The organism is Methanosarcina siciliae T4/M (genome assembly GCF_000970085.1).
In the GTDB taxonomy this organism is placed as follows: Archaea; Halobacteriota; Methanosarcinia; order Methanosarcinales; family Methanosarcinaceae; genus Methanosarcina; species Methanosarcina siciliae.
The window spans coordinates 4,634,953-4,652,613 of sequence record NZ_CP009506.1 but is presented as its reverse complement, the minus strand read 5'-3'; the positions used below and the strand labels follow the sequence as shown (position 1 = coordinate 4,652,613).

The following is a 17,661-nucleotide window of genomic DNA, read 5'->3' as shown; positions in this document are numbered from 1 at the left end:
CCCTTAACTCATGTTCCCTGCATAAGCCCGGTTTCTTAAATAAAACAAATTTACCTGATAAAATATAACCTCATCTCTACTCCAGATCTATTGCATGTTTTGAGAACGTTTTTTCTTTCTAGTTTTCCGGTTGTCCAGGATATTTGTAATTTTTCCTGTTTGTAGAAATTTCCTTTATTTTTCCTGAGTTTTTCTCCGATTTGTCCGGGGAAATGCCCACGACCTGGAAACTTGAGATACATATTTATACCCCCTCTCCAATCCTCAAATAAGGTTTAATGAGCTTGCTTGCTTCAGGGTTCTTCCACAAAGAAACCTGATCCTGAACTATTCTCGGCTCATTAAAATCCACATATACTCCACAAAAACCGGCAGGTTTCTCCTTTTTTCCTGCCGGATCCACACACTTTTTTCAATTAAACTATACTTGATCTCCTGATCAGGAAAAATATAAGAGCCGGAAATAACTGTATCTGCAGAAGGAAAAGAGGGGCACTTATGGAAGAAGCCTGAAAAAAGACAGTTTTTCCGGATCTTATTTTTATGCTTCGGGCTTGCCCGGTGCCGGGACTCACATCCCGAGAGCGGTTTGTGTAATCGTTTCTTCTATCTCTTTCTTCAGCTCTTCCGGGATCCCCCTTATCCCAACATCCAGAAAGCCCCTTATGATCATTCCGACAGCTTCGTCTTCGGTAAGTCCTCTTGCCATCAGGTACTCAACCTGGTCTTTAGCAATTTTCCCTACGGCGGCTTCATGGGTGAGCTCGATGTCGTCCACATTTGCCTCGAGGATAGGGATTGCAAGCTGGCTACCTTTGTCGGTAAGGACAAGCCCTTTACATTCCAGGTGCCCTTTTGCGCCCTTTGCATTGCCTACCATTTCTCCTCTTGCAACAAGCCTTCCGCCGATAGTGATCGTTCTCGATATCAGCTCTGCTCGCGTATCCGGGGCATTAAAGACAGCCCTGCTCCCAAGGTCAAGTTCGGAACCCGGGTGGCCAATTGCTATGGTATTGAGCCTTGTTACCGCTCCTTTCCCTTCGAGCCTGACAGTCGGGTAGGTCTGTACCGAGTGCACGGGTTTCAGGCAAATGTAATTACTTACGTAAGTCCCGCCCTCTTCGACTTGTACAACGGTTCTCGGGCGGACCCCTATCTGTTCTGCCCAATTATGGATCATTGTAAAGTTAAGGGTAGCTCCTTTTTTGACGTACATCTCGGATATTCCAAGGTGGAGTCCTTCCTCCACGCCTTTTTTGGTGGTACAGCCCGTGATGATGTCAAGGGTTGCCCCTTCTTCTACGACTATAATATTATGTACTGTCTGAGATGCTTTTTTGCTGCCCAGCATAAGGCAGGTCTGGACAGGCATGGAAGATTTCTTTCCCGGAGGAGCCCGGATAAAATAACCGTCCGCATCTTCAAGGTAGGTTTTTGCCGTGTACTTATCAGCATCCACCTGTACGAGTTTCCAGGAGTAATCTTTAAGCCATTCATACTTTTCAAGGGCTTTATGTGTGGACATTAATTCCACATTTTCGTCCTTCAGTGATGAGTGGGAGACTGCATTATCCAGGACAATAAAACTGCCGGATCTTCCTTCTTCACTTGGAATTATTCCTACCTGAAGCAGGGTTTTTTTACTTTCCTCGTCAAGAGTCTGAAGGTCTTCAATAGGTTTGCTGACCTTGGAGCCTTCTTCAAACTTTTCCAGTTCAAAATCCTCTCCGTAAGCTGCTTTTTTCTCAGCTGCGCTTTCGGCTCTTTTTTTCAGGCTCATTTCATCAGTTTGCATGTTATGCACTCCTGGTACCCTTTGTTTTTTATTTCTTCCAGCATTTTCATGGGATTTCCCGAACACATTACCGTTCCGTTACAGAGAATATACCCTCTGTCTGCCTGCACATAATCCAGAACCTGGCCGGTATGGGTAATTATAAGGGCCGATTTCCCTTTCCTGCACCTCTCTCCGGGGCATTCCAGGCCTTCTTCAAGCAGTTCTTTTATTGTCATCCCGACCTGTTCGATGCTTACGAGGTCTACTCCGGATTCAGGTTCGTCCAGAAGGTAGAGGCTCGGGTTCTGGGCCGATAGCTGCAGAAGTTCGGATCGCTTGATTTCGCCGCCTGAAAAACCCACATTTACATCTCTGTCCAGAAAGCGTTTCATGTCAAGGTTTTTGGCAAGGGCTTCAGGGTCCTTTTTTCCTTTCGATGCTACTTTTACAAGGTCCTTCAGTTTAATTCCTACCATATCAGGCGGGCGCTGCATCATGATGCCCAGCCCGAGGCGGGCTCTTTCGTCAATCGGAAGATGGGTGATATCTTCTCCTTTGAAGAGTATTCTGCCTTTTACAACCCTGTACTCGCTAAAGCCCATGATTGTCCTCATGAGGGCTGACTTTCCGGCTCCATTAGGGCCGAAAAGCACATTTGTATACCCTTTTTTAACTTCGAGGTTCACGTCATAGAGTAATGTTTTTCCGTCAACCTCTACGGTCAGATCTTCTATTTTCAGCATCGATTTTTCTCCCTTAATTTCATTTTAGATGCGGGTTCCCCTCTTCCTTTTCCCGTATCTTAAGAAGTAGCTGTTCAAAGTAAGTTTATTTGAATCATATTTGGCAGAAATAACTCTGAAATCAGACTTTCATGACAGTCCGGTCTACCATGTCTGATTTTCAGTTATCTGCACAAAGTCCTTATTCTTGTTGGAAGCCATTGTATTTCTAACCATCCATCCTTTAAGAGCCTACTCCGCATCTTTTTGAATTTAAGTGTGAAGTAAGGGCTAACAAGAGTACTTAATATATTGACTTTTCATACGGATTACAACGACAGTAATTCTTCAAGTAGAGATGTTTTTTTGAAAAAAAGCTTCTTCCTTTTAATTTGCACTTAATGGAGTTCAAAGAGCATGCCAGCTCGCGTATCCGTATATTTAGACGGAAAAGCATTTCTTATTTTTTCCTTGTGAACAGTGCAGTGTCCGGCTGCTATCAGTTCCATCTCTTTAAGTCGCTCAAAATTCTCGCTATCATGAAGTCCTCCAAGAATCCCTTTAATTTTTCCACAGTAAAGGGCAGCATCCAGAATTGCCTCAATTCCCGGATGAGCGCAGCCTGTAAGCACATAAGATCCGCTTTCCGTGCTCAGGACAAGGGACTGCTCTTTTATTTTATCTCCAAGTTCTCCCGTGCTCCATATCCCTTCAGATATCTCGGTGGTTTCCTTTATCTCTACAAGGTCAGCCCTCTTCCGAATTTCCTTTTTGAGATTCTCTGAAAAAGATGAGGGGACGTACACGGTGAGTCGGGAATTTGCGCAAAGAAGTTCAGGCAGACCCCCTATATGGTCCCAGTGCTGGTGGGAAAGGACAAGCTTACTTATACAGGCGGGGTCGATGCCAATTTTTTCCATATGCTTTAGAAGCAGAGTCCCATCCCATCCGGTGTCGAAAAGAAGGGTTTCTCTGTCGGTTTCAAGAAGTGCCGAAAACCCCCAGCTTCCTGTAAAACCGGGACATGCCTCGTTATCGTACAGTACTGTCAGTCTGAGCATAGACCTGCCTCATGTCCCATAATGTGCGGTTCATATCTCTGACATTGTTTGGTAGTCAAGCATCATAGAAATCGGGTTTGTTTCGATCTCAATCCCTGTTTCCTCGAGAGCACAGACCCCGTTAATTCCTCCGACTACAGCAACCCCGAACTTTCCGGTTTCAACCGGAGCTCCAAGTAAGAACTCATCAATTTCTCCTATGGTAATGCAGCCTGCCAGATCCACTTTTTCTGCCTTTTTTATAATTCCTTTTGCCGTCTCATAAGCGGAAGCATTTATTTGTCGCATATTGGCAAGGATTTTTCCATCTCCTTTTTCAAGGACCTCAAGAACGGATGTAGGAGTCCGATTCATGAAAATCTTTATCGGGTCAATGGAGGTCCCACTGTAGGAAATCAGGTCAAGGAAACGTGATGGTTCCTTGTTTTCTATCTGGAGGATCCCTCCATAGGCGGGTTCTACGGGAATGCCTGCTTTCAGGAGAAGTCCGTCAAAAGTGACACTGCAAACGGTAGCTATTCCTATTTTCCCGGGCGGGAGGTGAATTTCGGATTCCGAGTCCTCTTCGAAGATCCGTACCCTCGGGCTTATCATATACCCCGCGTGAGCAGTATACGAAATCAATTCAATAACAGTTTCGAAATCGTCTTTGTCAAAATAAGAGATATTTACCACAACATCTCCTTTCTCCGTTTCAGGGTCATAAGTGGTTCTGAATGCCATTTCTTCTATCCTGGATATTACAAAACCAAAACGATCCCCAATGAGGGCATCATTCATCTCGCTTTCTCCAAGATCCGTAAGCGTACGCCCGGCATACCCGTGTTTGTTCGTAAACCCTCTCTCATCAAGGATCCTCAGATGGTAGCGGACAGCCCTCTCTCCTATATCATAGCCCCGGTTGTTTAATTCGTCAGCTATTGCCCGGGCACCTATCGGTTTGTCACTTTCGTGAATCACCCTCATAATTTCAATAAGTTTTCGCTCGATTTGCGGGTCCATCATGTCTATAACACCGTTATACCCTGTATCAATTCCGTGAACTTTACGGATAATCGTGATGAAACCATAAAGACCGTATATTAAACATCTGTACAGGTCTCAATAAGTATTTAAGTATTAACTGGTTTCAGTAAAGTTTCAGTAAGCAGTTTCCATGGCTCATTATTGGTTTTTCCACGAGCCCGGGTCCATATAATTATCATTGAATATAATTAGCTATTTCTTGATTGATCAAAAAGGATTAAATCCTTCTTTTAAATAGTCAATTATAGTAAATCTTTTAGTACTTAATATAAGTTTGTCTCGCTCAACTCCGTAATAACTGCTGCTGAAAATCCGAAAAAGAGAATTTTTCCGACAGTAAAGGTCTTTTAACCTCTTTTTATTGACTTTTTTATAGTTTACCTTTCATAAATAATACAAGCTTTAAAGTTCCGGTACTCATAAATTATACAAGTTTTACAATTCCTGGTTCGGGAGAATAGAGCTCCCCTGTTTCCATAAGTTTTTTCATGATTATATCAAATCTCTCCCGACTGACCCCTTTTTCCACAGCTTCCTCACGAAAATCTTCAATTCCTATTTTCCCTCCCGAAGCCTTAAGGATCTCTTTGAGGATTGATCTCTGGTCTTTTCTGGAGGATGTTTTTTCAGAAGAGGTTTCAGTTCCAGACTGGACAGTTTTTTTCCCGGACCTATTTCCCGGACCCGGGTTTTCGGCTTCTTCAGGAGAGGGTTTCAGGAAAAAAGTTCCTTTTCCTTTACCGGAAAGCTCAGCCTGCAGGCGAGTCCTGAATTCCACGGCTTCGGGTAATTCCTCGAAAGAGCCGAATATTCTGAGTTTTCGTGCCTTCAGGAGCGCTCCGCAGTGCTGGCACCTGAGCGTTTTCTTCCCGGTCTCGGTTATCTGGGCATGCTGCCGGCATTTAGGGCAGACTACCACAACATAACGGGACGGTTTATCTCCTAACTCCATCTCCTCTCACTTCCCGTATCTTCTCTGTCTCTTCTGGAAATCTCTTATTACTCTCAAAAGGTCTATTCTTCGTACATCTTTCCAGTTGACGTCCGTAAAATAGAGTTCAGAATATACGGACTGCCAGACAAGGAAATCCGAAAGCTTCTGCCCGCCCGAACGGATCATTATATCGGGTTCGTGCTTGACAAGAAGGTGGGATTCAAGCATTTTTTCGTCAACTTCTCCCGGGATGACACTTCCCTCCTTAACTTCTTCAAGAATAGAAATTACAGCCCGGGTGATTTCTCCTCTTCCTCCGAAACCGAGTGATACATATACAAAAAAATCTTTGCCCTGCCGGCTGCTCTTTACTTCTCCTTCAAGGCCGTGTATTTTGTATCCTGTTTCGGAAGGGAGGCATGTGAAGATTTCTTCAATGCTGGTTCCAAGCGTTGACGCAAGCTCGGTTTTCAGTGGCTGTTCAGCCTTAAGGATATCTACATAAATGCTCACGAGTTCTACCTTGTGCCTTTTGAATATGAGAAGCGCGGACAGAAGTGTTTCCATCCCTTTAGGTTCGAGGAGATCGGTTTCCTTAAGTATGATAGCTACATGCTCCGGGGTCTTTGTAGTTGACCTCGTTATTTGCCAGGCCAGGAACCTCTCATAGAGAGGATGACCAAAAGAAAGCAGGTCCATTGAGTATTCCTTCTAAAAATGCCTTAAATGGCCCGGTACTTCTTATTTACTGGTTTGGTCTTTTTGTTTATCTTATGTTTTTCAGGCTTTCAGGTTCTTTTCAGCTTGTTTTCCAGCAAATCATTTTGCAGTAGATACGATCTTGATTACGTCTCCGTTTTTCAGCTCATGCTTTTCCCCGAGCCTGAGTCTTGTCCTTGCATCTACAGCATACAGGAAACGGTCTCCTATCTCGGTATGGATCTGGTATGCAAGATCGTGGCAGGTAGAACCTCTTTTCATAAGATAGGCGTCCGGAAGTATATTCCCTACTTTGTCGGACCATTTTCCTTCGTCTTCTACGGGATATACTACAATGAGATCCAGAAGTTCAAAGACCGTCCTGTTTATGCATTCCTGAACCCCTGTGGTGCCAAGCCGTTCAATCACTTTATGGATGGCTTCAAGCCCTTTCTTCTGGGCTTTTGTAAGGTCTTCTGTAAGCAGCTCAAAGTTTGGGTCCCCGGGTGCGTACCTGATTATCCCGCTTTTTGCCGCGGATTTCAAAGCCAACTCGGCAGCTGCACTCGTAGGGACTACTATCCTGTCAAGTTCTTTGAGTTTGTCCAGGTTTTCTCTCGGGGCAATATCTGCTTTATTTGCAGCAATAAGCAGGGGTTTGCTGATCTCCCTCATTGCATCGCAGAGCCGGATCATGTCTTCTTCAGTCCATTTAACATGATCCACCCTTGCAAGTCCGGTGTCGATCAAGGCAGCGTTTACGTGAGATTCCTTTATCCCTGCCCCTGCTAGCTGTTCTGAAATCACGATCTCGAGCTTTAACCCTTCGGCCTGGATTTTTCTGGAAAGCTTCATCCAGTTTCTTTCCAGAATTCCATAGAGCCACATGGTAATTTCCCTGTTCAGGAAAGCCACATCATCGAGTGGGTCGTGGTCTCCTATTTCTACAGGGTTCCCTTCGGCGTCTGTCCCGCCTGAGGCATCTACAACATGAACTATTGCCTGGGCTTGTCGGAGCTCGTCCAGGAAAGTGTTTCCGAGTCCCCTCCCTTTGCAGGCGTCCGGCACAAGCCCTGCCACGTCAATGATATCTATCGGAACAAGCCTGACACCGTCCACACACTTCCCGCATGTTTTTTCCTTCTCTTTACAGGGGCACTCAGTCCTGACATATGTGACGCCGTGGTTTGCGTTGATAGTTGTGAAAGGATAATTTGCAATTTCAACATCTGCAAGGGTAGCAGCTTTGAAGAAAGTGGATTTGCCCGCATTGGGCTTTCCTGCAAGGCCTATGGTCATCGACATAAATTATAAAAAAGACCTTGTTGCATTTAATCTTTATTGATATTGAAGCCATGGAAACAGGTTTTTCTCTCCCCATTTTCGGGGAAAAAAGCCCGACGCACTGCAGGTTCGGTCACTTTTTGAGTAACAAAGTTTATATTCTAGAATGTGCTTATGAGTGGTGCTCGCTTGTGTCCCGATAGGGTAGTGGATATCCTTGAGGCCTGCGGAGCCTTAGACCTGAGTTCAAGTCTCAGTCGGGACGTAAATCATTTTTTATTTCTTTTTTGTTCTTTCCCGTTCAAGTCTTAAATCTATCAAAAAGATAATGAATATAAATTATCTTATAAATACAGACTAAAAGATGGTGAGATTCATGAAAGGGAAAATTCTGGTTTTATTTCTAGTGTTTGTGTTTTTGTTTGCCTCCGGCTGTGCCGAGGAGGATGCGGGTTCCGGGACAGAGGACTCCGCTGCTTCAGAAGCCGTAGTAACGGAATCGCAGGAAAACGTACCGACGGAAAATGTTGTTTCGGATGGAAAGGAGCATATTGTCCGCCTTGAGTATTATAATGTAACAAGACCTTCCGAACTGGATGTCCTGGCAGGGGATACGGTCTCCTGGTGGAGTGGCAAAAGGCAGGGAACCTATGTCCTGGTAAGTGAAGACGGCCTTTTCCCTGATCAGGAGATGGCTTACAGTGTACCTTATAGTTATACCTTTAATACCCCGGGAACTTACATTTTTTCTGTAAAAGATGTTCCGGAAATGAATGTTACAATAAGGGTGAGTTGAGAACCTCCGTTCTCCATTTTTTAAAGCTTCTTTTTTTGGGTTTGTAAAAATCTTCTTAACAGGGTTTTTATCCAATATTTTGTAAAAACGGTATTAGACGATCCTTCTTTCTTTGTTAAAAAATAAGGAAAATTTTATAACATAAATATTATATATCTACAAATTTAATATATATTGTGCATAACTTACGCAGGTGAACAGAGTGGTCTCTGGTATTGAACTTTCATCAACCTAAAAATAAATTTAAACCACAGTTCCGGAGTATTCGATTTTGACCTTCAACTGCGTAAGCTCTGATTTAAACGGTTGTAACTTGAAACAGACGGCAAAATCAAAATATATACTGTATAATCATTAAAAATCTGCCGCATATCGGAATTGCAATCGTCCTGGTGAAGTTGACTTTAAGCGCATTTAGGAGGTAAAGCTAAAATGAGCAAATTAACTACCGGGAATTTTTCAATAGAAGATCTTGAATCCGTTCAGATCACTATTAATAACATTGTAGGGGCAGCAAAGGAGGCTGCTGAAGAAAAAGCAAAGGAGCTCGAGAAAGCAGGTCCCACACTTTTCCCGGGACTCGAGTCTTACAGGGATGACTGGAACTTCAAACTGCTTGACCGCTACGAGCCTGTCATTACCCCGATGTGTGACCAGTGCTGCTACTGTACCTACGGCCCCTGTGATCTCTCAGGGAACAAGAGAGGTGCTTGTGGTATTGACATGCTGGGCCACAATGGAAGAGAATTCTTCCTCCGTGTGATTACAGGTACTGCCTGCCACGCTGCCCACGGCCGCCACCTGCTTGACCACCTGATTGAAACCTTCGGAGAAGACTTACCCCTCAACCTCGGGCAGTCAAATGTGCTTACTCCGAATATCACAATCAGCACAGGACTCAGTCCCAAGAACCTCGGTGAAATAAAACCAGCCATGGAGTTCGTAGAAGAACAGCTAACCCAGCTGCTTGCAACCGTCCATGCAGGCCAGGAATCCGCAGAGATCGACTATGATTCTAAAGCTCTCTTCAGTGGTAGCCTGGACCACGTAGGTATGGAAATTTCCGATGTTGTGCAGGTTGCAGCATACGACTTCCCGAAAGCTGATCCAGAGGCTCCTCTGATAGAAATCGGGATGGGGACAATTGACAAGTCCAAGCCTTTCCTGTGTGTGATCGGGCATAATGTAGGCGGTGTCACCTACATGATGGATTACATGGAAGAACATGAACTGACCGACAAGATGGAAATTGCCGGGCTCTGCTGTACCGCAATAGACCTTTCAAGGTACAAGGAAGCTGACAGGAGACCCCCATATGCCAAGGTCATCGGTTCCATGTCCAAGGAACTGAAAGTCATTCGCTCCGGAATGCCTGATGTCATTGTTGTGGACGAACAGTGCGTCCGCGGTGATATTGTACCTGAAGCCCAGAAACTTAAGATTCCGGTCATCGCTTCCAATGCAAAGATCATGTACGGACTTCCGAACAGGACCGATGCCAATGTCGATGATGTCATTGAGGAACTCAAGTCAGGAGCAATTCCGGGTTGTGTGATGCTGGACTACGACAAACTCGGTGAACTCTGTATCAGGCTTACTATGGAAATGGGCCCGATCCGTGATGCAGAAGGCATTACTGCAATTCCCACTGACGAGGAATTCGCAGACTGGGTCGCAAAATGTGCAGACTGCGGAGCCTGCCTGCTGGCCTGTCCGGAAGAACTTGACATCCCGGAAGCCATGGGATTTGCAAAGGAAGGAGACCTATCATATCTTGGGGAACTCCACGATGTCTGTATCGGATGCCGCCGCTGCGAGCAGGTATGTAAGAAAGAGATCCCGATCCTCAACATAATAGAAAAGGTTGCCCAGAAGCAGATTGCAGAAGAGAAAGGCTGGATGAGAGCCGGCAGAGGACAGGTTTCTGATGCTGAAATCCGTGCAGAAGGCCTGAATCTTGTCATGGGTACCACGCCCGGTATTATTGCAATCATCGGATGCCCGAACTATGCAGAAGGCACAAAGGACGTCTACTATATCGCAGAAGAATTCCTGAAGAGGAACTTCATTGTGGTTACCACGGGCTGCGGAGCAATGGACATTGGTATGTTCAAGGACGACGACGGCAAGACCCTTTATGAGAGGTTCCCCGGCGGATTCGAATGCGGTGGACTTGCCAACATCGGGTCCTGCGTTTCAAACGCTCACATCACCGGTGCAGCCGAGAAAGTTGCGTCTATCTTTGCCCAGAGGACTCTTGAAGGCAATCTCGCAGAAATCTCAGACTACATCCTGAACCGTGTAGGTGCCTGCGGACTTGCCTGGGGTGCATTCTCCCAGAAGGCTTCCTCTATCGGTACCGGCTGTAACATCCTGGGTATCCCTGCAGTACTCGGCCCGCACAGTTCCAAGTACAGGAGAGCCCTGATTGCCAAGACCTATGAAGAAGACAAGTGGAAAGTCTACGACGCCAGAAACGGCGAAGAGATGCCAATCCCACCGGCTCCCGAATTCCTCCTGACCACCGCAGAGACCTGGCAGGAAGCAATCCCGATGATGGCAAAAGCCTGCATCCGTCCATCTGACAACAGCATGGGAAGGTCCATTAAACTGACCCACTGGATGGAGCTTCACAAGAAGTACATTGGAGCAGATCCGGATGACTGGTGGAAGTTCGTCAGGAATGAGGCTGACCTACCGCTTGCCAAGCGTGAAGCGCTTCTCAAGGAGCTCGAGGCCAAACACGGATGGGAAATTGACTGGAAGAAGAAGAAGATTATCTCCGGCCCGAAGATCAAATTCGACGTCTCGGCACAGCCCACCAACCTTAAGAGACTTTGCAAGGAGGCCTGAAAAGAAGGTTGACACAAGGGAACTTACGAATTTGATGTCTAAAATCAAGCACAATCGATGCTATTGTTCTAATTTATATTTTAAAACACTTAAGGTTCAATGCTCTATTGACATCTCAACTCAACTGCGTAAGTTCTATGATAAACATATGACAAACATATCTGATTTTCAATACTAACCGTTCTAACTGCTCCTTTTTTTGTGAGGATAAAAAATAAGGAGCAGTTTTATGCTATTATTTTTGTAATAGGTTGAGTAAAAATCAATCAAGAGACTTCTACAGAGCCGCTTTTTTCTTCTGATTTCAGACTTCTGCGTAGTCGGACAGGGTTTGAGAATTAACCGTCATACGAGTGAAAGATATTTGTTAAGCGATTGCATGGAATCCTGACTTGACAGTTATATAAAAACGTAGTATTCAATTTTTATCAAAATTTCAATTTGGCTCTATTATCCTATATTCTGCAGGTTGACATTTGATTTTGAGAATTTTTACTGATTGTGTATTTTATACATCATATAAATGTATAATTGGTTTAAAACTGGTTAACATATAACTCAGATCTCACAGCATATATAAACAATGAACTATTTTTGCAACAATGTTTAGTATCGAGGATAATGTATTTTTCAGCAAAAACGCTATCGTGTGATGTTTATTTCCAAAAAAATACTGCGGAATGTAAAGTGCATAATACATTCTGACTTTAATTTTTTTTAGAGCTATATATAGCCCTTGATGCTAAAAAAGACGTATGAAGGTATTCTCATCATGTCTATATTGGAAGACATCGTTTGGCAGAAAAGGAATAAGTGAAAACTGAATATGGCTTCATTTGATATCAGCATATAATACAAACCAAAGTAAATAGTCTACAATAACCGTATGTATTGTGATGAAATACGGGTTAACTAGTGGCTAAATACTCCAATCTATCAAATGAATCTCTACTGTATGCATTTATACTTCTATAGAGATTTCTGTTTTTAGTTGTTAATTTCTGCTGTGACACCGACAGTTGTTCCGGTAGTATCGTCTTCTGTTGTTCCTGTATCGCTATTATCGCTATTATTACTATTATCTGTACCGTTGTTGTCTGTATCGTTGTTGTCTGTATCGTTGTTGTCTGTATCGTTGTTGTCTGTATCGTTGTTGTCTGTATCGTTGTTGTCTGTATCGTTGTTTTCTATAGTGTTGTTGTCTGTATCGTTGTTGTCTGTATCGTTGTTTTCTATAGTGTTGTTGTCTGTATCGTTGTTGTCTGTATCGTTGTTGTCTGTATCGTTGTTTTCTATAGTGTTGTTGTCTGTATCGTTGTTGTCTGTATCGTTGTTGTCTGTATCGTTGTTTTCTATAGTGTTGTTGTCTGTATCGTTGTTGTCTGTATCGTTGTTTTCTATAGTGTTGTTGTCTGTATCGTTGTTGTCTGTATCGTTGTTGTCTGTATCGTTGTTGTCTGTATCGTTGTTTTCTATAGTGTTGTTGTCTGTATCGTTGTTGTCTGTATCGTTGTTGTCTGTATCGTTGTTCTCTATAGTGTTGTTGTCTGTAGTGTTATTGTCTGTATCGTTGTTGTCTGTATCGTTGTTGTCTGTATCGTTGTTCTCTATAGTGTTGTTGTCTGTATCGTTGTTCTCTATAGTGTTGTTGTCTGTAGTGTTATTGTCTGTATCGTTGTTGTCTGTATCGTTGTTGTCTGTATCGTTGTTCTCTATAGTGTTGTTGTCTGTATTGTTGTTCTCTGTATTGTTGTTATTTTCTGTTGTTCCTGTAGTGTTGTTATCAGTATCGTTGTTCTCTATAGTGTTGTTGTCTGTAGTGTTGTTGTCTGTATCGTTGTTCTCTATAGTGTTGTTCTCTATAGTGTTATTGTCTGTATTGTTGTTCTCTGTATTGTTGTTATTTTTTGTCGTTCCTGTAGCTTTGCTATCTGTATTGTTGTTATTTTCTGTTGTTCCTGTAGCGTTGCTATCTGTAGTATTGTTCTCTTCTGTCGTTCCAGTATTGTCATTATTTCCCGTAGCACCAATTCCATCATTAATGCTATCCATTCTTTCAATTATTATTACAGTCTTCTCAGACAACGTGTTTTGACTATAGTCATTTATCATTTCATCTTCAAATAATCCAAAAGTAATACTATCAATTATTTTTTTGATCAATTTATTTTCAATATCTAAATTTTGGTTACTGAAGGAATCATTTGCCTCATTACTTAGGTCTATTACCTCTGTTTTATTCTCAGATTTTAGGTTTATTACCTCTGTTTTATTCTCAGATTTTAGGTTTATTACCTCTGTTTTATTCTCAGATTTTAGGTTTATTACCTCTGTTTCATTCCCGGGATTTAGATCTATTTCCTCCGTTTCATTCTCAGTTATTTTAAATGAAACCTGCACAGCAATGACATATTTATCATTATTTTGAATAAGTGTGTCTACTTTGTCTTTTAATATGACATCGACAGGGCCTGCTGATTTAAAACTACTGTCTATCTTAGTGATTTGAGTATAGAATAGTCCAAAATAACCTACTTTGCAGTCGTTATTGATAATTTCCCACGGAGAAGAAACACTGTCTATATTATTGCTTGTGGTTTTAACCCATATATTTGGAATATCTACATTTGAAATAGTGTAGTTATCATATGCTTTATTCTGAGGTTCGAGCACCTTTATCTGCATATTGTTGCCTTCATAATCCAGTTGGACTTTAATGGGCACACCATAATTATTGCCTTCATCAGTCTCATTTAAATAAAGCGTCTCTGCGCTAGCAGACCCCACAACAGTTAGCAAAAACACCATTATCCCAATAACAAATAATACTTTCATCAATTCAAACCCCTTTAATAAGTTAAGGTAAATAGTTATTCAGCATGGATAAAAAAACATCATTAACTTCTATTAAATATTTAACGAGTGGTTTTGAGGAGAAGAATCACTTGAAATGTTAACTTTGGGAGTATCCTTCCTTCTTGGAAGGGAGTAATCTCACCTTTCTGACATTCTTTATTCATATCTTTTCTACTGATAGTAATGTTCGTTCTTCTACATTCTGACTAAATATTTATATGCTCAAATTTATGTAATAATTATACTAATTAGGTCTCAAAATTTCCACTTTTTTGTTAAACAAAATCAAAGCTTAAAATTTTTTGGCGTTTTTGCACATAAATTATACTAATTGGATACTTATTTATACAGTTTCAACTAACATTTCTCAATTATTTTTCTTTTTCTTTACCATCACTGCCAACAGAGCAAGAATTAAAAATATTGCAACGGCACCACTTATGAAAAGAGATTGAAAACCACCCGGGACTTTAAATGAAACTTCATTTACAGGAGTTTCTTTTCCGCTATAAACGACTTTACCTTTTATCACGTATTCTCCTGGAGTGGTTGGTTTGAAGTATCCAACCAGAACTGCCTGTTTATACTTATCCACTGTAAGCTCATCGCTTTTAATAGTATCCAGGAGTTCTTCATCTTTGTAGACTTCTCCAGTGAATTTTGCAGATGTTTCGATTTGTCCGGTATTATTGAAATATGCCGTAATTTTCGAAACTTTGTCTACTTCAGGTTCTCCCTCGATGAGAATATCTGTGAGGTTTCCCTGTCTGGAAAATGTACCTGTTGGGTATATTGTAAAAGAAATATTTTCAGATTTTAATGTTTGTCCATCCAGAGAAACTATGACGTTTGAAGTATAATTTCCCGGGGCCTGCCCGTGAGTATTCCACTTGGTAACGATTTTTTCATTAACTCCTGTAGGTTTAATACTGGCACTGTCGTTAACGAGACTGCCTACTTCCTCATCCCCTCTGTAAAAATGGGACTCGATTTTAGGACTTGCTACAACGTTTCCGGTGTTTTTAATTAGAATATTCGTTTTAAGAGGATATTCGACCTCCGTGTCCTCTATATTGATACTTGTTACTTCGCCCTGAAGGATCTGGTCTCCTGTAACATTTATCATAACATAAGAAGATGCACCGACAACCATCTGGCTTTGAGAACCTTCTGATACATCTGTCGACGGAACGGAATTGACATCCAGAACTCCGGAATAATTTCCATTTGAAGCGTCACTTGGCACACGGAATACAATAATAAGAGAAACTTTGTCTTCTCCTGGGATTAAAACATTTGTGATATTCGAACTTAAATTATCTGACTTATAAATGCTAACCCAGTCACTTATATCCCCTTCCGCTGAGAGTGAAAAATTTGTCTGTTCTTGACCTGTATTGAATATAACTAAGCTCTTTTCATATTCGGCTCCTTTAAACCCATTATTTATGTTTATCTCTGAAGGTGAAATACCAATTCCGATAGCAAGTACAGGTTGCACCATTACTGTTAGTATAAGTAGTGTGATTATTTTTTTCATTTAACGCCTCCAAATTTAAGAAAAATTTTTATTCTTTTTATTGATCGGAAGTACTTACGTGATCCATTTAAAAATCATTATCATTAAGATTAAACTATCAAATCGTATGTTTAATCACCATACTTTCTTTGGTTTTATACCCAATATGTAAGTATTTTTTAATCTTCTTGGTGCAGTATGATATATCTAGAAAGTAAAATTCACAAAAGTGAATGATCTATAATAATTTGTACTAGTTTTTTGTGCCCAAAATGTTTATTGAATTATAAAGTCACATGTCAAAAGATAAACATGAATTTTGAATGATCGCAACTTTGAATGTTATTTTCTGTAACAATTTCTTTTCTCTGGTATAGGTTTCACTCTTATATTTCGATGGAGTAACTTAGATTCTTACACAAAGAACCAATAAAAAATAAAGAAGAGACTTAATAGTCTCTCTACCTTTTTTTATGAATTATGATCCATCTGCTGCTATTTTTATTACTACTGTTCCACGATAGGTATCAGCTGCGGTTCCAAGTGGTGGCTTTATATCAAAGCTGATCTGTGTTGGTGTGCAAGGCTGGAGGAAACCTTCCAGTATAACAGGTTGATCAAGACCATATACATGTTCACCAAGGAGTTCTACACTCAGAGCGTCTGCAGAGAGAGTCTGCTGAAGGTTATCTCCTATCATTTCATTCCCCTGTACGGATATCTGGAGGGGGTCATTTCCTTCATTTTTAATGGTAGGCTTTGCTGGAGTTTCCCAGTCCTCGTCACCTGAAACCCATTTCTCCACGTTAACCGTAACGGAGCCGTAATTTATTTCAGAAAAGTCAAGGCCAATAGCTTTCAGTGCCAGGTAATCGAAGTTGGTCCTGTCTTCATAGTACAGTCCATAATTGTCGACAACCTTGAAGTACACCTCATATGAGCCGGCTGGATCGCAGCTTGAAAGAGAGTTCTCAACAGTAAATATTTTCAACTGTCTTTTCGCATCATTCAGCCCATATATATAATCCTCATATTCGTCTGAGGATATCAAACCGGCTTCTAGTGCATCATCAAGGGCTGCAGTATATGCTTCGGGGTTACTGGTTATATCCGTACAGGTGGTTTCTGAAGAAACCAGGGTACCATCCGGATAAAAAAGCTTTTCATATACTCTGACTATGTCGGCAATTCCATTTGGATCAGAGACTATAACATATTTGTCAAAATCTTTATAGCTCTTCTCATCCCCTACCCCAGGAATAGGCATTACTTGAGTTCCATTTGTTAAAAGGTCGTCATCGGCAAGCACGAACATCTTTTCAATGAACGGTGCATCTCCTGTAGTACCTCCAACCTGAGCACTCACATTGACACTTGCATCAGTTTGTGCTTCTTGGCCCACTGCTAAAGATGTTGATACTACCAGAATCAAAAGCATCCCTAGCGCTCTCATTATCTTTTGCATATTACACCTCATTTTACCAAATTATTTATTGAATAACGCACATTAAATAGTGGGGTTTAGTCACTGATCAAATCTGCAGAGAGAGCCCATACTCCATGTTTGATATAAATATGGAGAGATTCGGAAGCTCTTGGTTTTCAGTAACTTTCCCCTCACAACTACACATCATAAGGTGGGTTAATTCAAATGGACACTTGACTAAATTACTCTTTTGTTAATTTTTATTTTACCTATCAATGTTCAATTATACATACTAGCCACTATTTTGATGACATCTAAGTAAATATAGTCATTATCTCTTCCATTTCGTAAGCTAACCGGGAAAATACCACAAAGAAGAATCATTTAAGAGTATTTTTGTTATTATTCGGTTAGTTTCTTGAATTAAATCCTTATAATGATATTCATTAATACGTTTTAAATTATAAAAGGGTGTGCAGAGTTTTTATATTATAAAAGATCTTTATTTTATCTACTCTCCGCTTTATATGAACCACGTTTTACTATTAAAAAACTTCAAATAAATATTTTAATTTACATTTTCTTTGTATTAGCCTAATATATTTTTAGATTATTTCCCATCCCAAATTTTCGTCAAGTTCCATTACATTTAAAAATAGTCTTGAGTATATATTGTAATAAAAAAGCATTCTTGAGGGTAATTTTTAT

At 41.3% G+C, this 17,661-nt stretch carries 13 protein-coding genes and 1 tRNA gene; 3 read left to right on the top strand and 11 right to left on the bottom strand.

Features of this window, described 5'->3' with window-relative positions; genetic code table 11:
• Positions 1-50: 50 nt before the first annotated feature.
• From MSSIT_RS19480 to MSSIT_RS19445, 8 genes are all read right to left on the bottom strand, one after another.
• Entirely contained in the window at positions 51-242 is a 192-nt protein-coding gene (locus MSSIT_RS19480) for a hypothetical protein (protein ID WP_048174095.1), read from the bottom strand.
• Between the two features lie 329 nt (positions 243-571).
• The gene (locus MSSIT_RS19475; protein WP_048174094.1) at positions 572-1,795 is read right to left on the bottom strand and encodes a SufB/SufD family protein; all 1,224 of its coding nucleotides are present in this window, start codon (positions 1,793-1,795) and stop codon (positions 572-574) included.
• A complete protein-coding gene (locus MSSIT_RS19470; protein WP_048174093.1) occupies positions 1,777-2,520 on the bottom strand; it encodes an ABC transporter ATP-binding protein in 744 nt (247 codons plus the stop codon). The genes MSSIT_RS19475 and MSSIT_RS19470 overlap by 19 nt, the downstream gene beginning before the upstream one ends.
• Before the next feature lie 377 nt (positions 2,521-2,897).
• The gene (locus tag MSSIT_RS19465) at positions 2,898-3,560 is read right to left on the bottom strand and encodes an MBL fold metallo-hydrolase (protein WP_048174092.1); all 663 of its coding nucleotides are present in this window, start codon (positions 3,558-3,560) and stop codon (positions 2,898-2,900) included.
• Positions 3,561-3,590: 30 nt separating this feature from the next.
• Positions 3,591-4,565, bottom strand: coding sequence for a DUF128 domain-containing protein (locus MSSIT_RS19460; RefSeq protein ID WP_048174091.1), 975 nt, complete (start codon positions 4,563-4,565; stop codon positions 3,591-3,593).
• A gap of 445 nt (positions 4,566-5,010) precedes the next feature.
• Entirely contained in the window at positions 5,011-5,538 is a 528-nt protein-coding gene (locus MSSIT_RS19455) for a DUF5817 domain-containing protein (protein WP_048174090.1), read from the bottom strand.
• A gap of 6 nt (positions 5,539-5,544) precedes the next feature.
• Complete coding sequence (locus tag MSSIT_RS19450) at positions 5,545-6,219, bottom strand: undecaprenyl diphosphate synthase family protein (RefSeq protein WP_048174089.1); 675 nt, start codon at positions 6,217-6,219, stop codon at positions 5,545-5,547.
• A 120-nt stretch (positions 6,220-6,339) separates the two neighbouring features.
• Positions 6,340-7,524, bottom strand: coding sequence for a redox-regulated ATPase YchF (locus MSSIT_RS19445; RefSeq protein ID WP_048174088.1), 1,185 nt, complete (start codon positions 7,522-7,524; stop codon positions 6,340-6,342).
• Positions 7,525-7,696: 172 nt separating this feature from the next.
• Here MSSIT_RS19445 and MSSIT_RS19440 point away from each other — a divergent pair.
• The 3 genes from MSSIT_RS19440 (at position 7,697) to cdhA (ending at position 11,152) form a co-directional block, all read left to right on the top strand.
• A tRNA-Arg gene (locus MSSIT_RS19440) sits at positions 7,697-7,768 on the top strand.
• Between the two features lie 111 nt (positions 7,769-7,879).
• Complete coding sequence (locus tag MSSIT_RS19435; RefSeq protein WP_048174087.1) at positions 7,880-8,299, top strand: cupredoxin domain-containing protein; 420 nt, start codon at positions 7,880-7,882, stop codon at positions 8,297-8,299.
• A gap of 432 nt (positions 8,300-8,731) precedes the next feature.
• Positions 8,732-11,152 (top strand): CO dehydrogenase/acetyl-CoA synthase complex subunit alpha, encoded by a 2,421-nt coding sequence (gene cdhA / locus MSSIT_RS19430; RefSeq protein WP_048174086.1) that lies wholly within the window; start codon positions 8,732-8,734, stop codon positions 11,150-11,152.
• A 987-nt stretch (positions 11,153-12,139) separates the two neighbouring features.
• Here the strand turns inward: cdhA and MSSIT_RS23760 are convergent.
• The 3 genes from MSSIT_RS23760 to MSSIT_RS19415 form a co-directional block, all read right to left on the bottom strand.
• Positions 12,140-13,204 carry a hypothetical protein gene (locus MSSIT_RS23760; protein WP_156158910.1) on the bottom strand — a complete coding sequence of 355 codons (1,065 nt, stop codon included), beginning with the start codon at positions 13,202-13,204 and terminating at the stop codon, positions 12,140-12,142.
• 1,171 nt (positions 13,205-14,375) lie between these two features.
• Positions 14,376-15,548 (bottom strand): hypothetical protein, encoded by a 1,173-nt coding sequence (locus MSSIT_RS19420; RefSeq protein WP_048174084.1) that lies wholly within the window; start codon positions 15,546-15,548, stop codon positions 14,376-14,378.
• Positions 15,549-16,005: 457 nt separating this feature from the next.
• Entirely contained in the window at positions 16,006-16,992 is a 987-nt protein-coding gene (locus MSSIT_RS19415; protein ID WP_148706046.1) for a hypothetical protein, read from the bottom strand.
• Between the last annotated feature and the right edge of the window lie 669 nt (positions 16,993-17,661).